Annotated in this window: 12 protein-coding genes; 7 read left to right on the top strand and 5 right to left on the bottom strand. The window is 48.7% G+C overall.

The window, feature by feature from the left end:
* Nucleotides 1–17 precede the first annotated feature (17 nt).
* From AC4EVX_RS03245 to AC4EVX_RS03235, 3 genes are all read right to left on the bottom strand, one after another.
* Nucleotides 18–251 (bottom strand): response regulator, encoded by a 234-nt coding sequence (locus AC4EVX_RS03245; RefSeq protein WP_177977543.1) that lies wholly within the window; start codon nucleotides 249–251, stop codon nucleotides 18–20.
* 258 nt (nucleotides 252–509) lie between these two features.
* Nucleotides 510–1,274: an MBL fold metallo-hydrolase gene (locus AC4EVX_RS03240; protein WP_177977542.1), complete on the bottom strand. Its 765-nt coding sequence runs from the start codon at nucleotides 1,272–1,274 to the stop codon at nucleotides 510–512.
* Nucleotides 1,275–1,406: 132 nt separating this feature from the next.
* Nucleotides 1,407–2,309: a helix-turn-helix domain-containing protein gene (locus AC4EVX_RS03235; protein ID WP_177977541.1), complete on the bottom strand. Its 903-nt coding sequence runs from the start codon at nucleotides 2,307–2,309 to the stop codon at nucleotides 1,407–1,409.
* 187 nt (nucleotides 2,310–2,496) lie between these two features.
* Between AC4EVX_RS03235 and AC4EVX_RS03230 the strand changes: the two genes are divergently transcribed.
* Entirely contained in the window at nucleotides 2,497–3,999 is a 1,503-nt protein-coding gene (locus tag AC4EVX_RS03230; protein ID WP_177977540.1) for a sulfatase-like hydrolase/transferase, read from the top strand.
* A gap of 146 nt (nucleotides 4,000–4,145) precedes the next feature.
* Here AC4EVX_RS03230 and AC4EVX_RS03225 read toward each other — a convergent pair whose 3' ends face one another.
* Nucleotides 4,146–5,528: a helix-turn-helix domain-containing protein gene (locus AC4EVX_RS03225; RefSeq protein WP_177977539.1), complete on the bottom strand. Its 1,383-nt coding sequence runs from the start codon at nucleotides 5,526–5,528 to the stop codon at nucleotides 4,146–4,148.
* A complete protein-coding gene (locus AC4EVX_RS03220; RefSeq protein WP_177977538.1) occupies nucleotides 5,525–7,282 on the bottom strand; it encodes a histidine kinase in 1,758 nt (585 codons plus the stop codon). Before AC4EVX_RS03220 ends, AC4EVX_RS03225 begins: the two co-directional genes overlap by 4 nt.
* Before the next feature lie 354 nt (nucleotides 7,283–7,636).
* Between AC4EVX_RS03220 and AC4EVX_RS03215 the strand changes: the two genes are divergently transcribed.
* From AC4EVX_RS03215 to AC4EVX_RS03190, 6 genes are all read left to right on the top strand, one after another.
* Nucleotides 7,637–8,980: an ABC transporter substrate-binding protein gene (locus tag AC4EVX_RS03215; protein ID WP_177977537.1), complete on the top strand. Its 1,344-nt coding sequence runs from the start codon at nucleotides 7,637–7,639 to the stop codon at nucleotides 8,978–8,980.
* A gap of 235 nt (nucleotides 8,981–9,215) precedes the next feature.
* Nucleotides 9,216–10,097, top strand: a complete 882-nt coding sequence (locus AC4EVX_RS03210) for an ABC transporter permease subunit (protein ID WP_177977536.1) — start codon at nucleotides 9,216–9,218, stop codon at nucleotides 10,095–10,097.
* Nucleotides 10,097–10,915, top strand: coding sequence for a carbohydrate ABC transporter permease (locus tag AC4EVX_RS03205; protein ID WP_177977535.1), 819 nt, complete (start codon nucleotides 10,097–10,099; stop codon nucleotides 10,913–10,915). The genes AC4EVX_RS03210 and AC4EVX_RS03205 overlap by 1 nt, the downstream gene beginning before the upstream one ends.
* 95 nt (nucleotides 10,916–11,010) lie before the next feature.
* Nucleotides 11,011–11,916, top strand: a complete 906-nt coding sequence (locus tag AC4EVX_RS03200; RefSeq protein WP_177977534.1) for a glycerophosphodiester phosphodiesterase family protein — start codon at nucleotides 11,011–11,013, stop codon at nucleotides 11,914–11,916.
* Nucleotides 11,917–12,167: 251 nt separating this feature from the next.
* The gene (locus AC4EVX_RS03195; protein WP_177977533.1) at nucleotides 12,168–15,314 is read left to right on the top strand and encodes an SNF2-related protein; all 3,147 of its coding nucleotides are present in this window, start codon (nucleotides 12,168–12,170) and stop codon (nucleotides 15,312–15,314) included.
* Nucleotides 15,315–15,470: 156 nt separating this feature from the next.
* The gene (locus AC4EVX_RS03190; RefSeq protein ID WP_177977532.1) at nucleotides 15,471–17,390 is read left to right on the top strand and encodes a BMP family ABC transporter substrate-binding protein; all 1,920 of its coding nucleotides are present in this window, start codon (nucleotides 15,471–15,473) and stop codon (nucleotides 17,388–17,390) included.
* Nucleotides 17,391–17,473 lie beyond the last annotated feature (83 nt).

Here is a 17,473-nt window from a genome sequence, read left to right as displayed (position 1 = left end):
TGATTGGTTTTGCATTTTCAGATGCTCGGCCATTCAATGACCGAGTAGTTCACAATATCAAAGCCATTTATCCCCGGGAGCATAACGTCGAGAATCACGGCATCGTAAATTCCGCTTCGGATGAGTTCAAGACCATCAAGTCCATTTTCGGCAATATCAGCGTTTGAAGAGCGATCACCGCCGGGGCCACTGATTAAGTCAGCGAGGGTCTCAGCAAGAGCATGTTCGTCTTCGACAATTAAAATGCGCATGGAAATAAATCCTCTTTTCTTTTATCGTTTATTCTCTTATCGTTTACGTGTTTCTTTTGTCCCCAACTGGAAAACCTTCTGTGGAATCTCAAATACAGCAGGGATAATACCGGGACGGAACGCCAAAGAGCAGAGAAAATCTCGCGCATTTCCGCTAAACATCAGACCAAAGCAGGCACCGGAGATTTCGGCGACAAGCCTTCCTCCTCGATCCGTCGGGAAAGCTGGTTGACTTCCGTTTTATCTGCCTTATCCGGTTTATAAGTTGTAGTCCTTTTTTTCGAGGTCCACGATACATGCGCGGTAAGGGGCACTGCACGGAAGGGCTTTCAGCCTGGAAATCACAGAAAAGTCTTCCCAGAAATGCATCGGGAAGATCCAATTTGCACCGACGATCTGCATGAACTCATCCACTCCAAGATAAAAGAGATCTTCCTGTCGACCGTCGAGAGGGATCATTGCGATATCAGGATGGAAGCCCGTGTCGCGGATTTTTTCAAGTTCCCGCTTATAATTGGCGCTCATGTTGTTGTTCCATGCAAGTGGTTCTCCGTTCCAGCGCCAGTCATTTAAGTCCCCGGCATGATAAATGACGGTCGGAGAGTGCGGATCGACGATCGCTTTTGGGTTGTCAGGATACAGTGGATCTCGCACTTCGAGAATAAAGGCGACACCCTCATCAGTGGACTTAAATGTTGTGATGCGAAGTGAAAACAGTTTCTTATCAAGGAGTGGAAGCTCCAAAACCTCATGCGGTTTCATAAATGAGACGAGCTCTCTCACAGATTCCGGCACCTTGTTCGGTCGAATGTCATGGGAGAGAATAAAACGGGTCTTTGCATGAGAAGCCGGAAGATCAAAGATCCTTGGGCTGAAATGATCAGCATGGCGGTGACTTACGAAGACAAACAGCTCTTTTTTCGGATCAAGTGCCGGAAGAGTTCCTTCCACAAAGTCAAAGAGGAAGATAGCATGTTCACTCTCAAGCAGGTAACCGCTGTGATGAATATAGGTGATGTTCATAAACAGAATCCTTTCAGTGGTTATAGTTCGTTGAAAATCTACATTCCGTATTCGTTTTCTAACTTTTTTAGATTCTAATTTGTAGGCTAATGCTATGATAAAACAAAATCCTTAAAATGACCAGACTTTTCCTCAGGAAAGGGAAGGCTCTTGTACACGGTCAGGAAGTTTCTGAGCGGAAAAATCCGTGGAATTGCGTTCCCGGTGTTGTTTTCGGTAAGCCAAAGGGGCCTCTCCGATTAATTTTTTGAACGTCCGGCTGAAATAGAGGGAGTCCGGATAGCCGACGAGTGTTGCAATCTCCTGAATCTGCAAGTCGGTGACCGAGAGCAGTTCCTCTGCCTTTTCGACGCGGATCTGGTTTAAATAGCGCATCGGAGAGACGTTTGTGTTGTCCTTAAACAGGTGGGCGAGGTAATCGGGGCTGATGTTGCAAAAATCTGCCATCGAGCGGATTGTCCAGGGTTCCATGTAAGTTCGATTCAGGTGGAGAATCAGACGGTTCACGGAAAAGTTGTTGTGGGACGGACAGAGGTAGTGATTTCTCGTGCGTGCAATTAGCACGAGGAGTCGCTTGAAATCACAGTTGATAAAATCTGAAAAATGTAGGTTTTTCAGCTGAAGTTCGGAAATGATCTCGTCAAAGAAATTCCTCAGTTCCGGGGATTTGCCGATCATGCCTGTCCGAATCTGGTAGTGTGCAAGCTCGGACTCAACCTCCGACCCGGTAAAATGAATCCAGTAGATTTCCGGTGTCTCCTCCGCGTAATAACAGTATCCTTGAGGTTCGCCGGGGCGGTAGAGAATCAGAGATCCGGCCTCCATCGCCTTCCATCCGTCCGAAAACAGATAATGTCCGGTACCACGGTAAACATAGAGAAGCTGATAATCCAAACGCCCGTCAGGTCTTCTGCGAAGGTAATCTCGGGTGAAAAAACGCTTGGAACCACAACAGTTTATGGCGATCGGAACACGGAGATCTTCCCGTCCTTTGTCCCTCTTTTCAGGATAGAGATATCCTGCGTTATCAATCATATTTCTTCCTCCCAAAAAGCAGAATTGTCCATATAGTGAGCGTAAAAAAACATGGAGTCTGCTTTCATTTGTTCTTATAATTATATCAAATATAAACCATTTAGATATACGAAAAAATAGAAGAAATTATACAAACATTTCAAAATTTATAGATTATATAACCAGATAGAATTAAGGAGGACACAAGATGAGCGGAAAGAGACAGGTCATTCTCTTTATGACGGACACGACACGAAAGGATATGCTTGGCTGTTACGGGGACAGTCGGATGAAGACTCCAAATCTCGACCATTTGGCAGAGGGCGGAATTCGCTATGAGAATGCGTATTCCTGTCAGCCGGTCTGTGGTCCGGCGCGAGGTGCGATTTTCACCGGACTTTTCCCGCACAGCAATGGAGTGTCGACGAACAGTATGCCTCTCGGTGAGGGTGTGAAGACGATCGGTCAGCGTCTGACAGATCAGGATGTACACTGCGGTTATATCGGAAAGTGGCATCTCGACGGCGGAGACTATTTTGGATATGGAAAGTGCCCGGAGGGCTGGGACCCGGACTACTGGTATGATATGCGATGCTATCTTGAGGAACTGACGGAGGAGGAGCGTGTAAAATCGAGAAAGCGTGCGACGGCGTACAGCCCGGAGATGAGCGAGGGTTTCACCTATGCACATCGGTGTTCCGACCGTGCAATCCGTTTCCTTGAGGAGTATGGAGACGAGGATTTCTTCCTGACGGTTTCCTATGATGAGCCGCATGGACCGTCGCTGTGTCCGGCACCGTTTAACCGGATGTATGAGAACTTCTCGTTTGATGACAATGAGGGATTCCACGATGATCTTGAGGACAAACCGCTGATGCAGAAACTCTGGGCGGGAAAGAACCTCCATGCGACATCATGGGAACTGCGGACACCGACAGAGAAGAGATCTCTGTTCTTGGGATGTAATTCGTTTGCTGATTATGAGATCGGAAGAGTCTTAAAGGTCATCGATGAGAAGATGCCGGATGCGCTCGTCATCTACACCTCCGATCATGGCGATATGCTCGGTTCTCACCATCTGAACCAGAAGAATGCCGCGATCTACCGTGAGGTTGCAAATATTCCGTTGATCATCCGCGGAGGAGAGAAGGGCAAGATTGTGGGCGCTCCGGCATCCCACATCGATCTGGCACCGACGATCATGGATTATTTTGGTCTGAAGATCCCGAAATGCCTTGCAGGCAAGAGCATGCTTCCGCAGATTTATGACACAACAAAGAAGATCAACGATGTCGTCTTCACAGAGTTTACGCGATATGAGGTCGACCACGATGGCTTCGGCGGACTCCAGATGATGCGTGCAGCGGTGACAGAGCGCTACAAGCTGGCTCTTCATCTGATGGACAAGGATGAGTTCTACGACACGAAGGAAGACCCGTGCGAGGTTCATAACCTGATCGATGATGAGCGCTATGCGACGATCCGCGATGAAATGCACGATCAGATCTTGAAAGAGATGGATGAGACGAGAGATATGTATCGCGGATACCAGTGGGCAGTCAGACCGTGGAGAAACGGTTATGAGCCGACCTGGGCAAATGGCGGATATACCCGCCAGAAAGAGGAAGAGGAGATGTACGAGCCGAGACAGCTCGACTACGACACCGGACTTCCGATGGTTTCCGCAGTCAGAAGAAAAGAACAGCATTAAAAAATACGAGAAACAGAAGAGAAACCAGATAAATAAAAAGAGACAGAACAAAAACAGAGCGAAATAAAGCAAAACAGAACAGAACAAACACGAAGAGAAGAGTAAGAGCTGAAATCTGGAAAATAAAAGAGCAGGCATGCATGAGATCACGCATGCTTGCTTTTTCTGTATTCAGACGGGGAAACGTCCTCAGTCTTTTTGAACGAGCGGATGAAGAAACTTGCGGAGCTGTATCCGACCGCAGTCGCAATCTCACTGATTGTCATCTTAGTTTCGATCAACAGTCGTTTTGCCTCACGAATCCGAAGATAAGTCAGGTAGTGAACGAAATTGTGTCCCGCCTTTTTCTTGAAGATCGTTGAGAAATATCCGGGCGAGAGGCAGAAGCGGTCAGCGACTGAGGAGAGACTCAAGTCCTCCTGATAGTGCTGTTCAAGGTAACGGATGATCTCGTCGTAACGGAAGTCGCTCGAGGTGTTCTGGATCATCGTCGATGCCAGATGTGAGAACTGTCCGGAGAGCGGGGCGGACGGATCAATGCCGTAGGCGCGCTCGAGAAATGACAGCAGGTGAGTCGCATTCGCGGGGGATTCCTGATTCAGGCGCGGAAATTCGCGGGTGAGAAATTCACTGGCGAGCGAGAAGCCGGCATAGTCTCCGTTGGTGTAGGCGTTTAGGCTGTTCTGGCACTGAGTACAGATCTCTGTTGCAAAGTTGGAAAGCTCCGGTGCTGTTGTCGTATTTTTGTAGAAGCGACTGCTTCCAAACAGAAACCGACAGGACGCGAGCGTTGTCATACGCTGGTGTTCAGACTGCCAGAGCGAGGTGTCGGAGAACGTCTTTCCCTCAATGATCGTGTGCGTGCTTCCGTAACGTTTTGTAAATTCCTGAACAAAGTCTGCATAGATATTCGGGTATTCCGGAGTCTCAAATAAGAACAGAAACAGCCGGTCGGCTTTGCGGTGTGGAATCAGGATCATGTGGTCGTCGGCCTCCTCAGAAAAGCGGGAGCCGGAGAGGACAGTTCCGGGCTGGTCAGCCGTGATTAAGAGCGGATGGCAGGGAATCGGAAGCGTGACTCCGGAATCGCCTGAGCCTCCGTCGGAGAACAGCGAGGCAATGCAGAGCTTTAAGTCGCGGATCTGGCTTGCCTTTCTCTGTTCAACCTGGGAGATGACCTCCTCGAGAATTCCCTCAAGTTCGGTTCGGCGGATCGGTTTTAAGAGATAATCCTTGACATGGAGTCGAAGCGCTTCTCTCGCGTAGGAGAAATCGTCAAATCCTGTTAGGATATAGAAGAGGGTATCAGGGGCACTTGCCTGCGCATCACGGATTGCCTCAAGCCCGTTCATATACGGCATCTGGATGTCGACGAGGGCGAGATCAAAATAGTTATTTTTTAATGCCTCTGAGAGCGTGAGTCCATTCGCAGCTTCCGTGAGATCTTCGGGCTGAATACCGAGATCGAGAAGAAAGAGTCGGATGGACTGGCGAACAAGAGATTCATCATCTGCAATTAAGATTTTCATGGTTGTGCAACCTCCAGTGTTTTTTTGAGTCGAATTCGGGTTATTGTTCCGTTTCCGATGGAACTTTCAATTTCCATCGTGCTTTCCGGTGAGAAGGAGAGAAGGCGCTCTTTAACATTTCGGATTCCGATTCCGCCTTCTCCGCTTGTCTGATCGGTGTCATACTGTTTCATGTCATATCCGGTGCCGTCGTCGGAGATGGTGATGAGCAGGCTCTCCTCGTCGCCATCGATCTCCTCCGCAGTGATGTGAATCGTACACGGGTGGGTGCACGGCTCTACGCCATGGCGGATCGAGTTCTCCACGATCGGCTGGAGCAAGAGTTTCGGGATCTTCCAGTCTTCCTGATGGATGTTTAAGTCAAACTCGCAGTTTAAGCGGTCGTTGAAGCGAAGCTTCTGGAGCGCACAGTAATCCTGTACAAACTGGAGTTCCTGAGAGAGCAGGATGATTGACGGCGCTTTTAAGATGTAGCGGAGCATTCCCGAGAGTTCATAGAGGGAATCCTCAAGCGTTTTCTGATCTCCGATCTGGTTTAACGCGATCATGTTGTTGAGCGTGTTGAACAGAAAATGGGGCTGAATCTGCGCTTGAAGTGCCTTAAATTCGCTGTCCTTCTGTTTGATTTTCAGGATGTACTCCTGACGGATTGTCTGCTCAAGTTTCTCGGATGTGTAGTTGAGCTGGTCTCCGAGATCGTCAAGTTCCGTGTGGGAGATGTAGTTGTAGCGCTTGCTGAAATTCTGATTCTGGATGCCGTCAAAGACCTGCCTCATCGCGTTGACTGCGTGAACCATCTTTCTCGAGGTCACCGAGTGGGAGAGTGTCGCCATTGCCATTCCGATCAGATAGAGAAAGAGGGTACTCAGATAGATCGTGCGGATGCGCGCGCTCAGCTCTCGTCCTGAGAGGGCGATGCAGATATTCCACGGGTAACCATTGATTGGGTAGGCGTGAATCTGGTAGGTCTCCCCTTTCATCGAGATCGTCTGACCGTTTGAGGCGCGGGAGAGGATCGTCTGTTTCTTCTCATCGAGAGGGGCATTGGCATATACAACGCGCCCATTCTCGTCCCGGATCAGGATCGTTGCGTCAACGTGGAGGGCGAAATCGCGAAAGATTCGCTCGAACATCGAGGTGTTGACGTCGATTTTCATCACGCAGAGAGGGTATCTCGGGTAGAGTGAGAGGATCGCGCGCGCGACTGAGACGACCGGGGTTCCGGTGGGACGGATATAAGCCGGGATATGGGGGCCGATCGTGACGGCATTTCCATCTGCCAGGAGGGCACGGCGGTACCAATTCTCTGTCGAGTACGCAAATGGAGTCACAATCGATTTGTGATCGGGCGAGGAGACCGTATAGTACAGGCAGTTGTGACCGGACATGATGTAGATTCCGTCAATATCCTGACGGCTCAGACGCAGATACGTCATATTTTCGTCGAGTTCACGCTGAACGTCAAGTTCATTTAAACGGTTTTGTCTTCCACCGCCGACAGATTTTTCTTTTAAATAGTAGTAAACCTTTTGGGTGTAGTAGGGTTGAAGCGTCAGCTGGTTCAGCTCATTCATATAGGTGCGAATGTTGCTGACCATCGAGTGTGCTGTGGAATCGAGAAGCGTCTGGACATCGCGGTGGTACATTGAGGAATAGATCGCTGCGATGAAAGATGCGACAAGGATAAATGGGAAAAACGCACTGATTAAAAAGCTCTTTTGAAGTTGAAAAGAAAATGAGCGGTGTGTATGCATAAATGATGATTCTCCTTCAAAATATTAAATTCAAGGTATTCAATATAAATCCGTTTTAAATTTCTTTCAAATCCTTTTCAAGTTAAATGAAAATCAAGGTTTTGTTAATTTTACATCAAACCAAATCGAATTTAAGCGAATTTCAATGAAAGTATTGTTTAAAATGCTAGATTCATTATACTGTTCTTGCGTAAAATTTACAATATTTCATAAGAAACCGGAAGAAAGTACAATGAAATCGTAAAAAATTGACACCATCAAAAGAAAAAACAATTCTATAATAGAGTCATCAGAAAACGTTGTGGCTGTTTTCCACAGTCACGATACGACATCATAATTAGGAGGAGTAAGTTTATGAGAAAGAGCGTGAAAAGCTGGCTCGCAATCGGTACCGCAGCGATCGTAGCAGCAGGACTTGCAGGATGTTCCGGATCATCATCAAGTGATGCACCGGCAGCAGAGGCATCAAAGACTGAGACATCAGCCGAGGCAGAGAAGGCTGACACTGCAGAGAGCAAGGAAGAGAGCAAGAATCTCGAGGGCGAGATCGAGATCGTAACCAATGCGAATGAACAGACTTACAATGCAGTCAATGAGATTCTTGAGCAGTTCATGCAGGAGAATCCGGGCGTCAAGATCAGCTACACCACTCAGGGCTCTGATTATGAGCAGTTGATGAAAGCCCGCATGGCTTCCAACGATCTGCCGGATATCTTCGCAACCCACGGCTGGAGCGTTGTTCGTTACAGCGAGTATCTGCGTCCGTTGAACGATCAGCCTTGGTTCTCCGAGATTGAGCCGTCCTTCTTGGAGAACGTTCAGAATGCAGACGGACAGGTCTTTGTTCTTCCGTTAAACATGGATCAGGGTGGTCTGCTTTACAACAAGAAACTGCTGACCGAGCTTGGCGTGGACATTCCGAAGACTTGGGATGAGCTCAAGGACATCTGTGAGAAGGGCAAAGAGAAAGGCTACACCGGCGTATTCATCGCAGGTAAGGACAGCAGACAGCCGGCATCCCTGCTTGATATCGCAGCTCAGACTTATCTGGAAGTAAGAAACGATCAGGATTACACTTCTCAGCTTCTTGATGGTTCCTTTGACTGGAATAACTGGACACCGCTTTCCCAGTTACTCGTAGACTTAAAGGAGTCCGGATATCTGAATGAGGACTGCGTAACCTGTGATACCGTTGATATTGCACCGCGTATGTCCGAGAACAATGTTCTGTTTCTGATCACATCCAACATGGATCTGATCCGTCAGGCTTCCGAGCTGAACCCGGATGCTCAGTACGGCATGGCTCCGATCCCGACGGTTGATGAGTCTCAGGAGAATGTATTTGCAGGTGGTGAGCGTGAGGCTTACGGTGTTTGGAAAGATACGAAGCACGAGGAGCTCTGCCTGGAAGTTCTGAAATATCTGGCAAAGCCGGAGAACGTAAAGAAAGTTTGTGAGTCCAGTGGTAAGCGCTCCGCTCTGAAAGGCGTAGATCCGGATCTTGGTGCAGTAGCAGAGGACTACAAGAAGTATGCGGATATTAAGATCAGCCCGACCTTCGACCGTGTATATCTGCCGAGTGGAATGTGGAGTACCATGCGTACCATCGGTTCTGCACTGATGGGCGGCGAGATGAGCGTAGAAGAGAGCGTAAAGACCATGGAGACCGACTACAATACGCTTCGCGAACAGAACTAACAAAGAAAATTAACAAAGAGAATTAACAAAGATGAGAATGCACAGAAATTGCGCAGAATAAAAACGAAAACAGACATCTTTGCGGACGGAATGAGTGACTGAAAACAGGACTGAATAAGGGACCAGATAAGGGATTAGATGAAAGAGACTGCATAAAAAGCAGAAATGGGCGGGTTCCGCTTCCAGAAACGCTGGAGACGGAACCTTGTTCTCAACATGAAGGAGCGTGAAATCAATGAAGCAGAAGCAGACAAGATCAGTATCCATCGATGTCTTATATCTGCCGGCGCTGGTATTGCTGACAGTGTTTGTCGTATACCCGCTGCTTTCCGGAATCCAGATTTCCTTTACGAACTGGAACGGATACTCTTCTACATACAAGTATGTGGGATTTGCAAACTATGTCAAGATGTTTAAGGACAAGATGTTCTATACCGCGTTGAAGAATACCTTCTTCTACGGTGTCGGAAGTACAACGATTCAGACAATTGTTGGAGTAGCGTATGCCTTACTTCTGCAAAAGAGATTTCACGGACAGACGCTTACCCGCGTAATTGTCTATCTGCCGGCGATGATTGCTTCGCTGATCATGGGTTATATTTCCTACTTCCTTGTACAGTACAATCACGGTGCCATCAACGATATCGTGATGCTGTTCGGAAAAGCACCGGTTGACTGGATGGCAGACGGCAAGCGTGCTGTATGGATCATCGTAGTCATCAATGCATTGCAGTTCGTAGGAAAGACGATGATCATCATGATCGCAGGACTTCAGGGCATTCCGGAATCTTACGAGGAGGCAGCCGAGATTGACGGCGCCGGTTATCTTCAGAGACTTCGCTACATCACATTACCACTCCTTCTTCCGGCAATCACAACGAGCGTTGTCCTCAACCTGATCGGTGGACTGAAGCTGTTCGGCATCATCCTTTCAACGACCTCCGGTGGTCCGGGATATTCTTCCCACTCCCTCTCCACCTTGATTAACTACCTGTACTTCCAGAATCAGAATGCAGGATATTCCGCAGCCGTTGGACTTTGCCTGTTTGTTATCATCATGATTATCGGAACGATCGTGCGTCGTTTTCTTGAGAAGAAAGTGGAGGGGCTTAGCTAATGAAAAAGAAAGACAGAACATGGCTCCAGACGCTGGTAGCGCTTTTGATCATTGCGCTTCACATCACACCGTTTTACATTATGGTCAACATGTCCTTAAAGGAGCTGTCAGATCGTTCTTCGAGATGGATGCCGGCACTGCATCCGTACTTCCAGAACTATCCGACTGCGATTGAACACGGAAATCTTCTCTCTGCCATGTGGAATACCTGGATCATTGCCTTCCTTTCGGTTATCATCATCGTGGTAGCGGGAGCAATGGCAGCTTATCCGCTCGCAAGAAAGACGAGCAGAAGAAACCGCATCATCCTGACTTTGATTGTTGGAGTTATGATGGTACCTCAGTTAAGTATTCTGGTTCCTCTGTATAAGGAAATGGTATCCTTAAAGGGAATCAACCATCTCTGGGGCATCGTGATTGTATCTGCAACCTTTCATCTTCCGATGGCAATTTACATGTACAGCAACTTTATCAAGAGCATTCCGAAGGATCTCGATGAGGCGGCAATGATCGATGGATGTAGCATGATGCAGTCCTTCTTCTATGTCATCCTTCCGTGTCTGAAATCCACGACCGTCAGCGTTATCATCCTGAACGGTGTTGGAATCTGGAATGACTATCAGTTCCAGCTGTATTTCTTGCAGAAACCGGCAATGCGGACGATCACGCTGGCAATCAGCACCTTCTTTACGGATTCCAAACAGGATCTGGGTGCGGCAGCAGCGGCAGCATTCATCGTAGTGCTTCCTCCGGTAATGGCATACATCTTCTTACAGAAGTACTTCGTAAAGGGTGCTATGGACAGTGCTGTGAAGTAAGTATGACTGCTTAATGTTAATGAAAGCGGACTAGAACGAAGTAACGGATTGCCTGCTTGATGAGACGATAGGCGATCAGCGGGCAGTCATAGGAGTTGAGAGAAAAGAAACAGAAAGGGTACGATAAAAACGCTGAGGTGAAGATGATGGAGACAAAGGCATATCAGGAGACAATGAAAAAATTATACGATGTGGAGAATCATGACGTTCTGATCGCTTCGCATCGTGGAAAATTTTCTTCGAGTGTGATGGAGAATACCTCTCTCGCCTTTCTGACTGCGATCGGAGAGGGCGCTGACATGGTAGAGATGGATCTGGAAGAGACGAAGGACGGACGAATCGTCGGTCATCATGACAATGATATGAAGCGTCTGTTCCACAACGACGGAAAGATCGGTGATTACACCTTGGAAGAGCTGAAAGCGATGCCGGTTTACAACTACGTCGGAGAGATCTGCGTGGAGGGAATCGAGACATTTGATGAGATTCTTGACAGGCTGAAGGACAAGACAATTCTCGTTCTCGACAAGTGCTGGGACTGCTGGGATAAGGTTTACGAGCTTCTGTGCGAGAAGGAGATGGTCGATCAGGCGATCTTCAAGTTCTATCTCAAGGATGAGGAGCCGATGAAGTGGGCAAAGACACACAGCGATTGCATCTTCATTCCGATGTGCGGAGATCCGAAGCTCTTCCCGAAGCTATTAGAGCTGGACGAGTGCGCATCTGTTCCGGCGGTTGAGATTCTGCCTCACGCTGTGGATGAGCCGATTTTCTCAGAAGAGAGTTTTCAGTGGCTGAAAGATCATCAGATCAAGATCTGGTGCAACTCCTTAAGTCTGGCAAAACGCCTTGTCTACGGTGCAGGATATGACGATCTTCTGTCTCTGCGCTATGGCGGAGACAAGGGCTGGAAAGAGCTGGTTCGCCGTGGCGTACAGATTCTTCAGACAGACTGGCCGTATGAGGTATCCTGCTATTTAAAAGAAAACAAGATGCGGTAATGGCAATGACAATTGGAGATTTTTGCGGGAAGTGGACAGAGGAAGCGTTTCGGTATTGAAAAATGGTCGGGAATCAAGTACAATAAAAGGAAATGCAAGGATAAACTTAGAGCGGATGCCTTCCTCGCTTTAAATCGCTTTAGAGAGGGGGATTTAAAGGCTTTTCGGATGGGAGACAGTTCCGATAACATACAGCCTGTGAAAGGATAGACCGAGACGATCTGGTCCGGATCGTCCGGAAGGAAAACCGTATGAAAATTACCGAAATGAAAACCAGCACTTTCTGGAAAGGAGAACTTGGGGTTCAGGCGTCGGTAGAAGACGCGGGCAATCATTATGAAATAAGTCTTTTTGTCAAGGGTAGTCAGCTGAATGGCTACTCTTGTTCTTGTGTAAAGACTGGTTTGAAAAAATATGTAATGTGTGAGCATGAAAAGTTTGTCTGGGAGGCCTGGCAGAAAGAACAGGTGATCAAGAATGGAAGACCGGTCATGACCTCCCAGGAGATCCGCACAATGATTCGGGAATACACAAACCGTGAGGTTGCCCAGATTGTGCAGGAGGGAGAAGTGCGCGGAATTTGCCTGATTCCGAGACTGATTTTGAAGAGAGACGGGGGAACAAGTCTCGAATTTAAGATCGGGCGGGATCGGACGTATGTTGTCAAAGATCTCGCGGAGTTTGTCCATGCGGTTGAGAGCGGAACCCAGATTTCTTATGGAAAGACGCTGAGTTTCCACCACAGCCTCGACTCGTTTGTCGAGGAGGACAGACCGCTCTGTGCTTTTTTGATGGAGCTTGTCAATGTCTATCAGGAGCATTTTGAGCAGTTTCGGAAAAGCTCTTTTGTGACAGTCAAAGAACTTCGGGAGCTGAATTTGAGCAGGGGCAATCGTGACCGCTTCTTCAAGTTGATGGAGGGGCGAGAGCTGGAGGTTGAGGATCTTCAGGGAAACAGCATGCAGATGAAGGTCAGAGAAGAGCTGATTCCGATACCGGTTCAGATAGAGCGCGCAGGACGTGACGGTGTGAAGATCCATGTGGACGAGAACATCTATGGATTTTCGGGTGAGACGCGCTGGTATGTCGGAATCGGTCTGCATCTGATGTGCATGGAACCGGTTGTCTCGGCACAGATGGACATTTTTCTTTCCCAGATGCTCAAGGACAGGCGCAGTCACACGATGGAGATTCAGGATCGGGATATGCCTCTTTTTTATGAGCGAGTGTTAAAAAAGATTCTTCCATACACGCAGATGGATGTCAAGGATATCGATCTTGAGAGCTATCGCCCACAGGAACTTCGCGCCTCGTTCTCGTTTGACAGTCCGGCGTCGGGAGTGCTGACGATGAAGCCGGTGCTTTCTTATGGAGATTTCTCGTTCCAGCCGATTGAGGACGACAAGGTTCCGAGAACGGTGTGCAGGGATGTTCCGGGAGAATTCCGGATCAGTCAGGTCATCACGCGCTATTTTAAATATCAGGATGAGCAGAGCCAGACATTATTGATTCGCAACGATGACGATGCGATGTATCGGCTCTTGAATGAGGGCATGAAAGAGTTCATGGTGCTCGGTGAGGTCTATATGTCCGATTCGGCGAAGAAGATCCGTGTGCTTCCGCCACCTTCCGTTGAAGTCCGTGTCCAGGCACAGGAGGGCTGGCTCAATCTCGATGTCGAGGCAGATGGAATGACGCCGGAACAGTTTCAGAAGATTCTTGCGGGTTATGATCCGAAAAAACCATATTATCGCTTGAAGAGTGGAGAATTTCTGCGCCTCGATGTCGGCGGAATGGTCACGGTTGCCCGCCTTGTCGATGGGCTTGATGTCGATCGTGCCCTGCTTGCGGAAGGGAAGATTCGCGTGCCCGCGTTTCGCGCTCTGTATCTTGACAGTGTGCTCAAGGAAGGAAGCGGAATCACGTTTTACCGCGATAATTTGTTCAAGGCGCTTGTGCGCGGGATGAAGTCGGTGGAGGACAGTGACTATGAGATTCCGGAGACGCTTCGTCCGGTGCTCAGAGAATATCAGAAGACGGGATATCGTTGGATGAGAACGCTTGATGCGTGGAGCTTTGGCGGAATTCTTGCAGACGACATGGGTCTTGGAAAGACGATTCAGGTGATCACACTCCTGCTCGATGAGACACAGAGAAATCCTGATTCTGCGTTTCTGATTGTCTGCCCGGCATCTCTTGTCTACAACTGGGAGCAGGAGATTCGGCGATTCGCACCGGCTCTTCCGGTTCAGACCGTCGCAGGAAACGCAGGAGAGCGTGAGGCTGTGCTCAAGGAAGTAGGACCAGGTGTCCTGATCACCTCCTACGATCTGTTGAAGAGGGATGTGATGTGGTATCAGGATCGGAAGTTCCGATTCCAGATTCTAGATGAGGCACAGTACATCAAGAATCCGGCGACCCAGGGTGCAAAGGCAGTCAAGATGATCCAGTCTCAGACAAGGTTTGCGCTGACCGGAACGCCGATTGAGAACCGACTGAGTGAGCTTTGGAGCATTTTTGAATATCTGATGCCGGGATTTTTGCACACCTACTCAGGATTTAAGAAGAAATTTGAGCTTCCGATCGTGCGCGACGGTGATCGACGGGCACTGGAAGATTTGAGAAGGCTGACCGGACCGTTTATCCTGCGTCGAATGAAACAGGATGTCCTCAAGGAGCTTCCGGAGAAGCTCGAGACTGTGGTCTACTCGCAGGCGGAGGCGACCCAGCAGGATCTCTATCGCGCTTCGGCAATGCAGTTGAAGGAAGAAATTCAAAATATGGACGGCGGAATCGGGGAGAACCGGATTCAGATTTTGGCGGGACTCACGAGACTGCGCCAGATTTGTTGCGACCCGGCACTCTGCTATACGAATTACCGCGGAGCGTCCGCAAAGCTCGATACCTGTGTCGAACTGATTCAGGGAGGAATTGCGGGAGGTCACAAGATCCTTTTGTTCTCCCAGTTTACTTCGATGTTAGAGCGAATCGCGATGCGCCTGACGAAGGAGGGAATTTCCTATCATATGTTGACGGGGTCTACCCCGAAGGAAGAGCGAATTCGACTTGCTGGTGCATTCCAGAGCGATGAGGTGCCGATTTTCCTGATCTCATTGAAGGCAGGTGGCACGGGACTGAACCTGACTTCGGCAGACATCGTAATCCACTACGATCCGTGGTGGAATGTCGCAGCCCAGAATCAGGCGACCGACCGCACACATCGAATCGGGCAGGAGAAACAGGTATCGGTATTCAAGCTGATTATGAAGGATACGATTGAGGAGAGCATCCTCAAACTTCAGGAGCAGAAACAGGATCTCGCACGTCAGGTCATTGAGGGCGAGACGCTCTCGTTGACTTCTTTGAGCAGGGAGGAACTGTTGAAGCTGTTGTCGTAATGCTTTGTCACTCAATATACGAATAAAATATAAGAATAAAATAAAAAACGAAATACAGGAAACGGAAATATAAAGAATTGAAATATAAAAGACTGGAATATAAAAGACAAAAATACAGAAATACAGAAAAACAGACAGAAAGGATGGCAGAAGAACATGGCTTTATATGATTACATCGGCGCGCTCCGTCAGGGACAAAAACAGTATCAGCTCGCAGTTTCAAAAGGTGAGTACCCGTATCTTCCGGTGCTGGATCAGATTCTTGCGAACACAGATATTGTCTCGGAAGTGAATCTTGGCGTGATCGATGTTCCACTTGAGAAGATTGTGGGAACGAAGACACAGGGAAGGACGGAGGCGTTTGCCGGCAACTTCATGCCTCTTCTCGGAGAAAAGACGGAGTTCGGAGCAAAGTGGGCGTACCTTTATGATCATCAGGTCGAAGAGGGAATTCATGACCCGATTGTGGCGTATGAGTTTATGAACCGTTACTATGTGCAGGAGGGAAATAAGCGTGTCAGTGTCCTCAAATATGTGCATGCATACAGCATTTCGGCATCAGTGATCCGCCTGATTCCGAGACGGACAGATGATAAGGACATCCGACTCTACTATGAATTTCTGGATTTTTATCAGGTGTCTTTCAACTCGGATGTCTGGTTCAGCGAGGAGGGACGTTACAACAAACTTCTCGAGGAGATGGGAAAGAAGCCGGGAGAGGTCTGGACGGAAGATGAGAGGCAGTATTTTAAGAGTGCTCATGACCGTTTTTCCAAAGTGTTTGAGGAGAAACGCTCAGAAGACATGGAGATGACGGCATCGGATGCCTTTCTTGACTATGTGATGATTTATGGATATGAGGAGATCAAAGATCGCACGGCGGATCAGATGACGCAGGATTTGAACAAGATCTGGGAGGAACTGCTTCAGCAGTCACGCGGTGGAAAGATTGCAGTCGTTCAACAGCCGGAGGAGGCAGAGGCGGCAGCTCCGTCCCGCCTGATGGACTGGTTCCGCCCATCGATCGAGCCGGAGATGCTCAAACTTGGTTTCATCTATGCACGTGACCGCGAACACTCGAGCCGAGTCTACTCACAGGAGCTCGGACGCATGTACCTTGAGCAGTGTTTCGATGGAAGACTCAAGACGGCGATTTTTGAGAATGCGGAGACTGAGGAACAGGTCGATGAGGCGATCAAGCAGGCAGTGAAAGAGGGATGCAACGTAATCTTTGCAACAATGCCACAGATGGCACTCTCCTGTGTGAAGTCGGCGCTGGATCATCCATCCGTCCGTTTCTTCAACTGTTCCGTAAATATTTCCTACACTTCGATTTATACGTATTATACGCGTATCTATGAGGCAAAGTTCCTGATGGGAGCGCTGGCGGCAGCGATGAGCGATTCTGAGAAGCTCGGCTATCTCGGAGATTTTCCGAGCTATGGGAGAATCAGCAGTATCAATGCGTTTGCGATGGGCGCGAGAATGATCAATCCGCGTGCAAAGGTTTATCTGCGCTGGTCGGGCATCCGTCCGGAGTACGACACCGTGGATTGGGAGAAAGAGGGAATCCGATATATCTCCGGAAATGATATGATTACGCCGAATATGGCATCGAGAGAGTTTGGTCTCTTCCATCGGTGTGAGGACGGAATGGTTGAGAACCTGGCGACAACGCTCTGTGATTGGGGAAAATTTTATGAGCGCATTGTCCGCCTGATCTGCCGTGGTGCGCTCGACTCGAAGGATTTGAAGGGAAAGAAGGCAGTCAACTTCTGGTGGGGCATGTCTGCTGATGTGCTCGATGTGGTATGTACGGAGAATTTGCCACAGTACACAAAACGTTTGATTCGTTTCTTGAAGAGCTCGATCCGCAGTGGCTCGTTCCAACCGTTTGAGGGACCGATTTCCGCCCAGAATGGAATTATCGTGGGAGAGGAAGGACGCAGTCTGACACCGGAGGAGATTGTGCGGATGGATTGGCTGGCTGAGAATATCGTGGGAGAGATTCCGCCGGTTGAGTATTTCCAGGATGAGATTCAGCCACAGATTCGCTTGAAACTGGAGCATGCCTGACTCAGAGTGGATGTCCCCCTCTTCGATAGCTGGGAGATCGCAAAATTTCTAAAGGAGGGGAGACAATCCCTTCTGAGTCATAC

The sequence above is a fragment of the Brotaphodocola sp. genome, from assembly GCF_983179755.1.
This window is presented reverse-complemented; position numbering and strand designations above follow the sequence as displayed.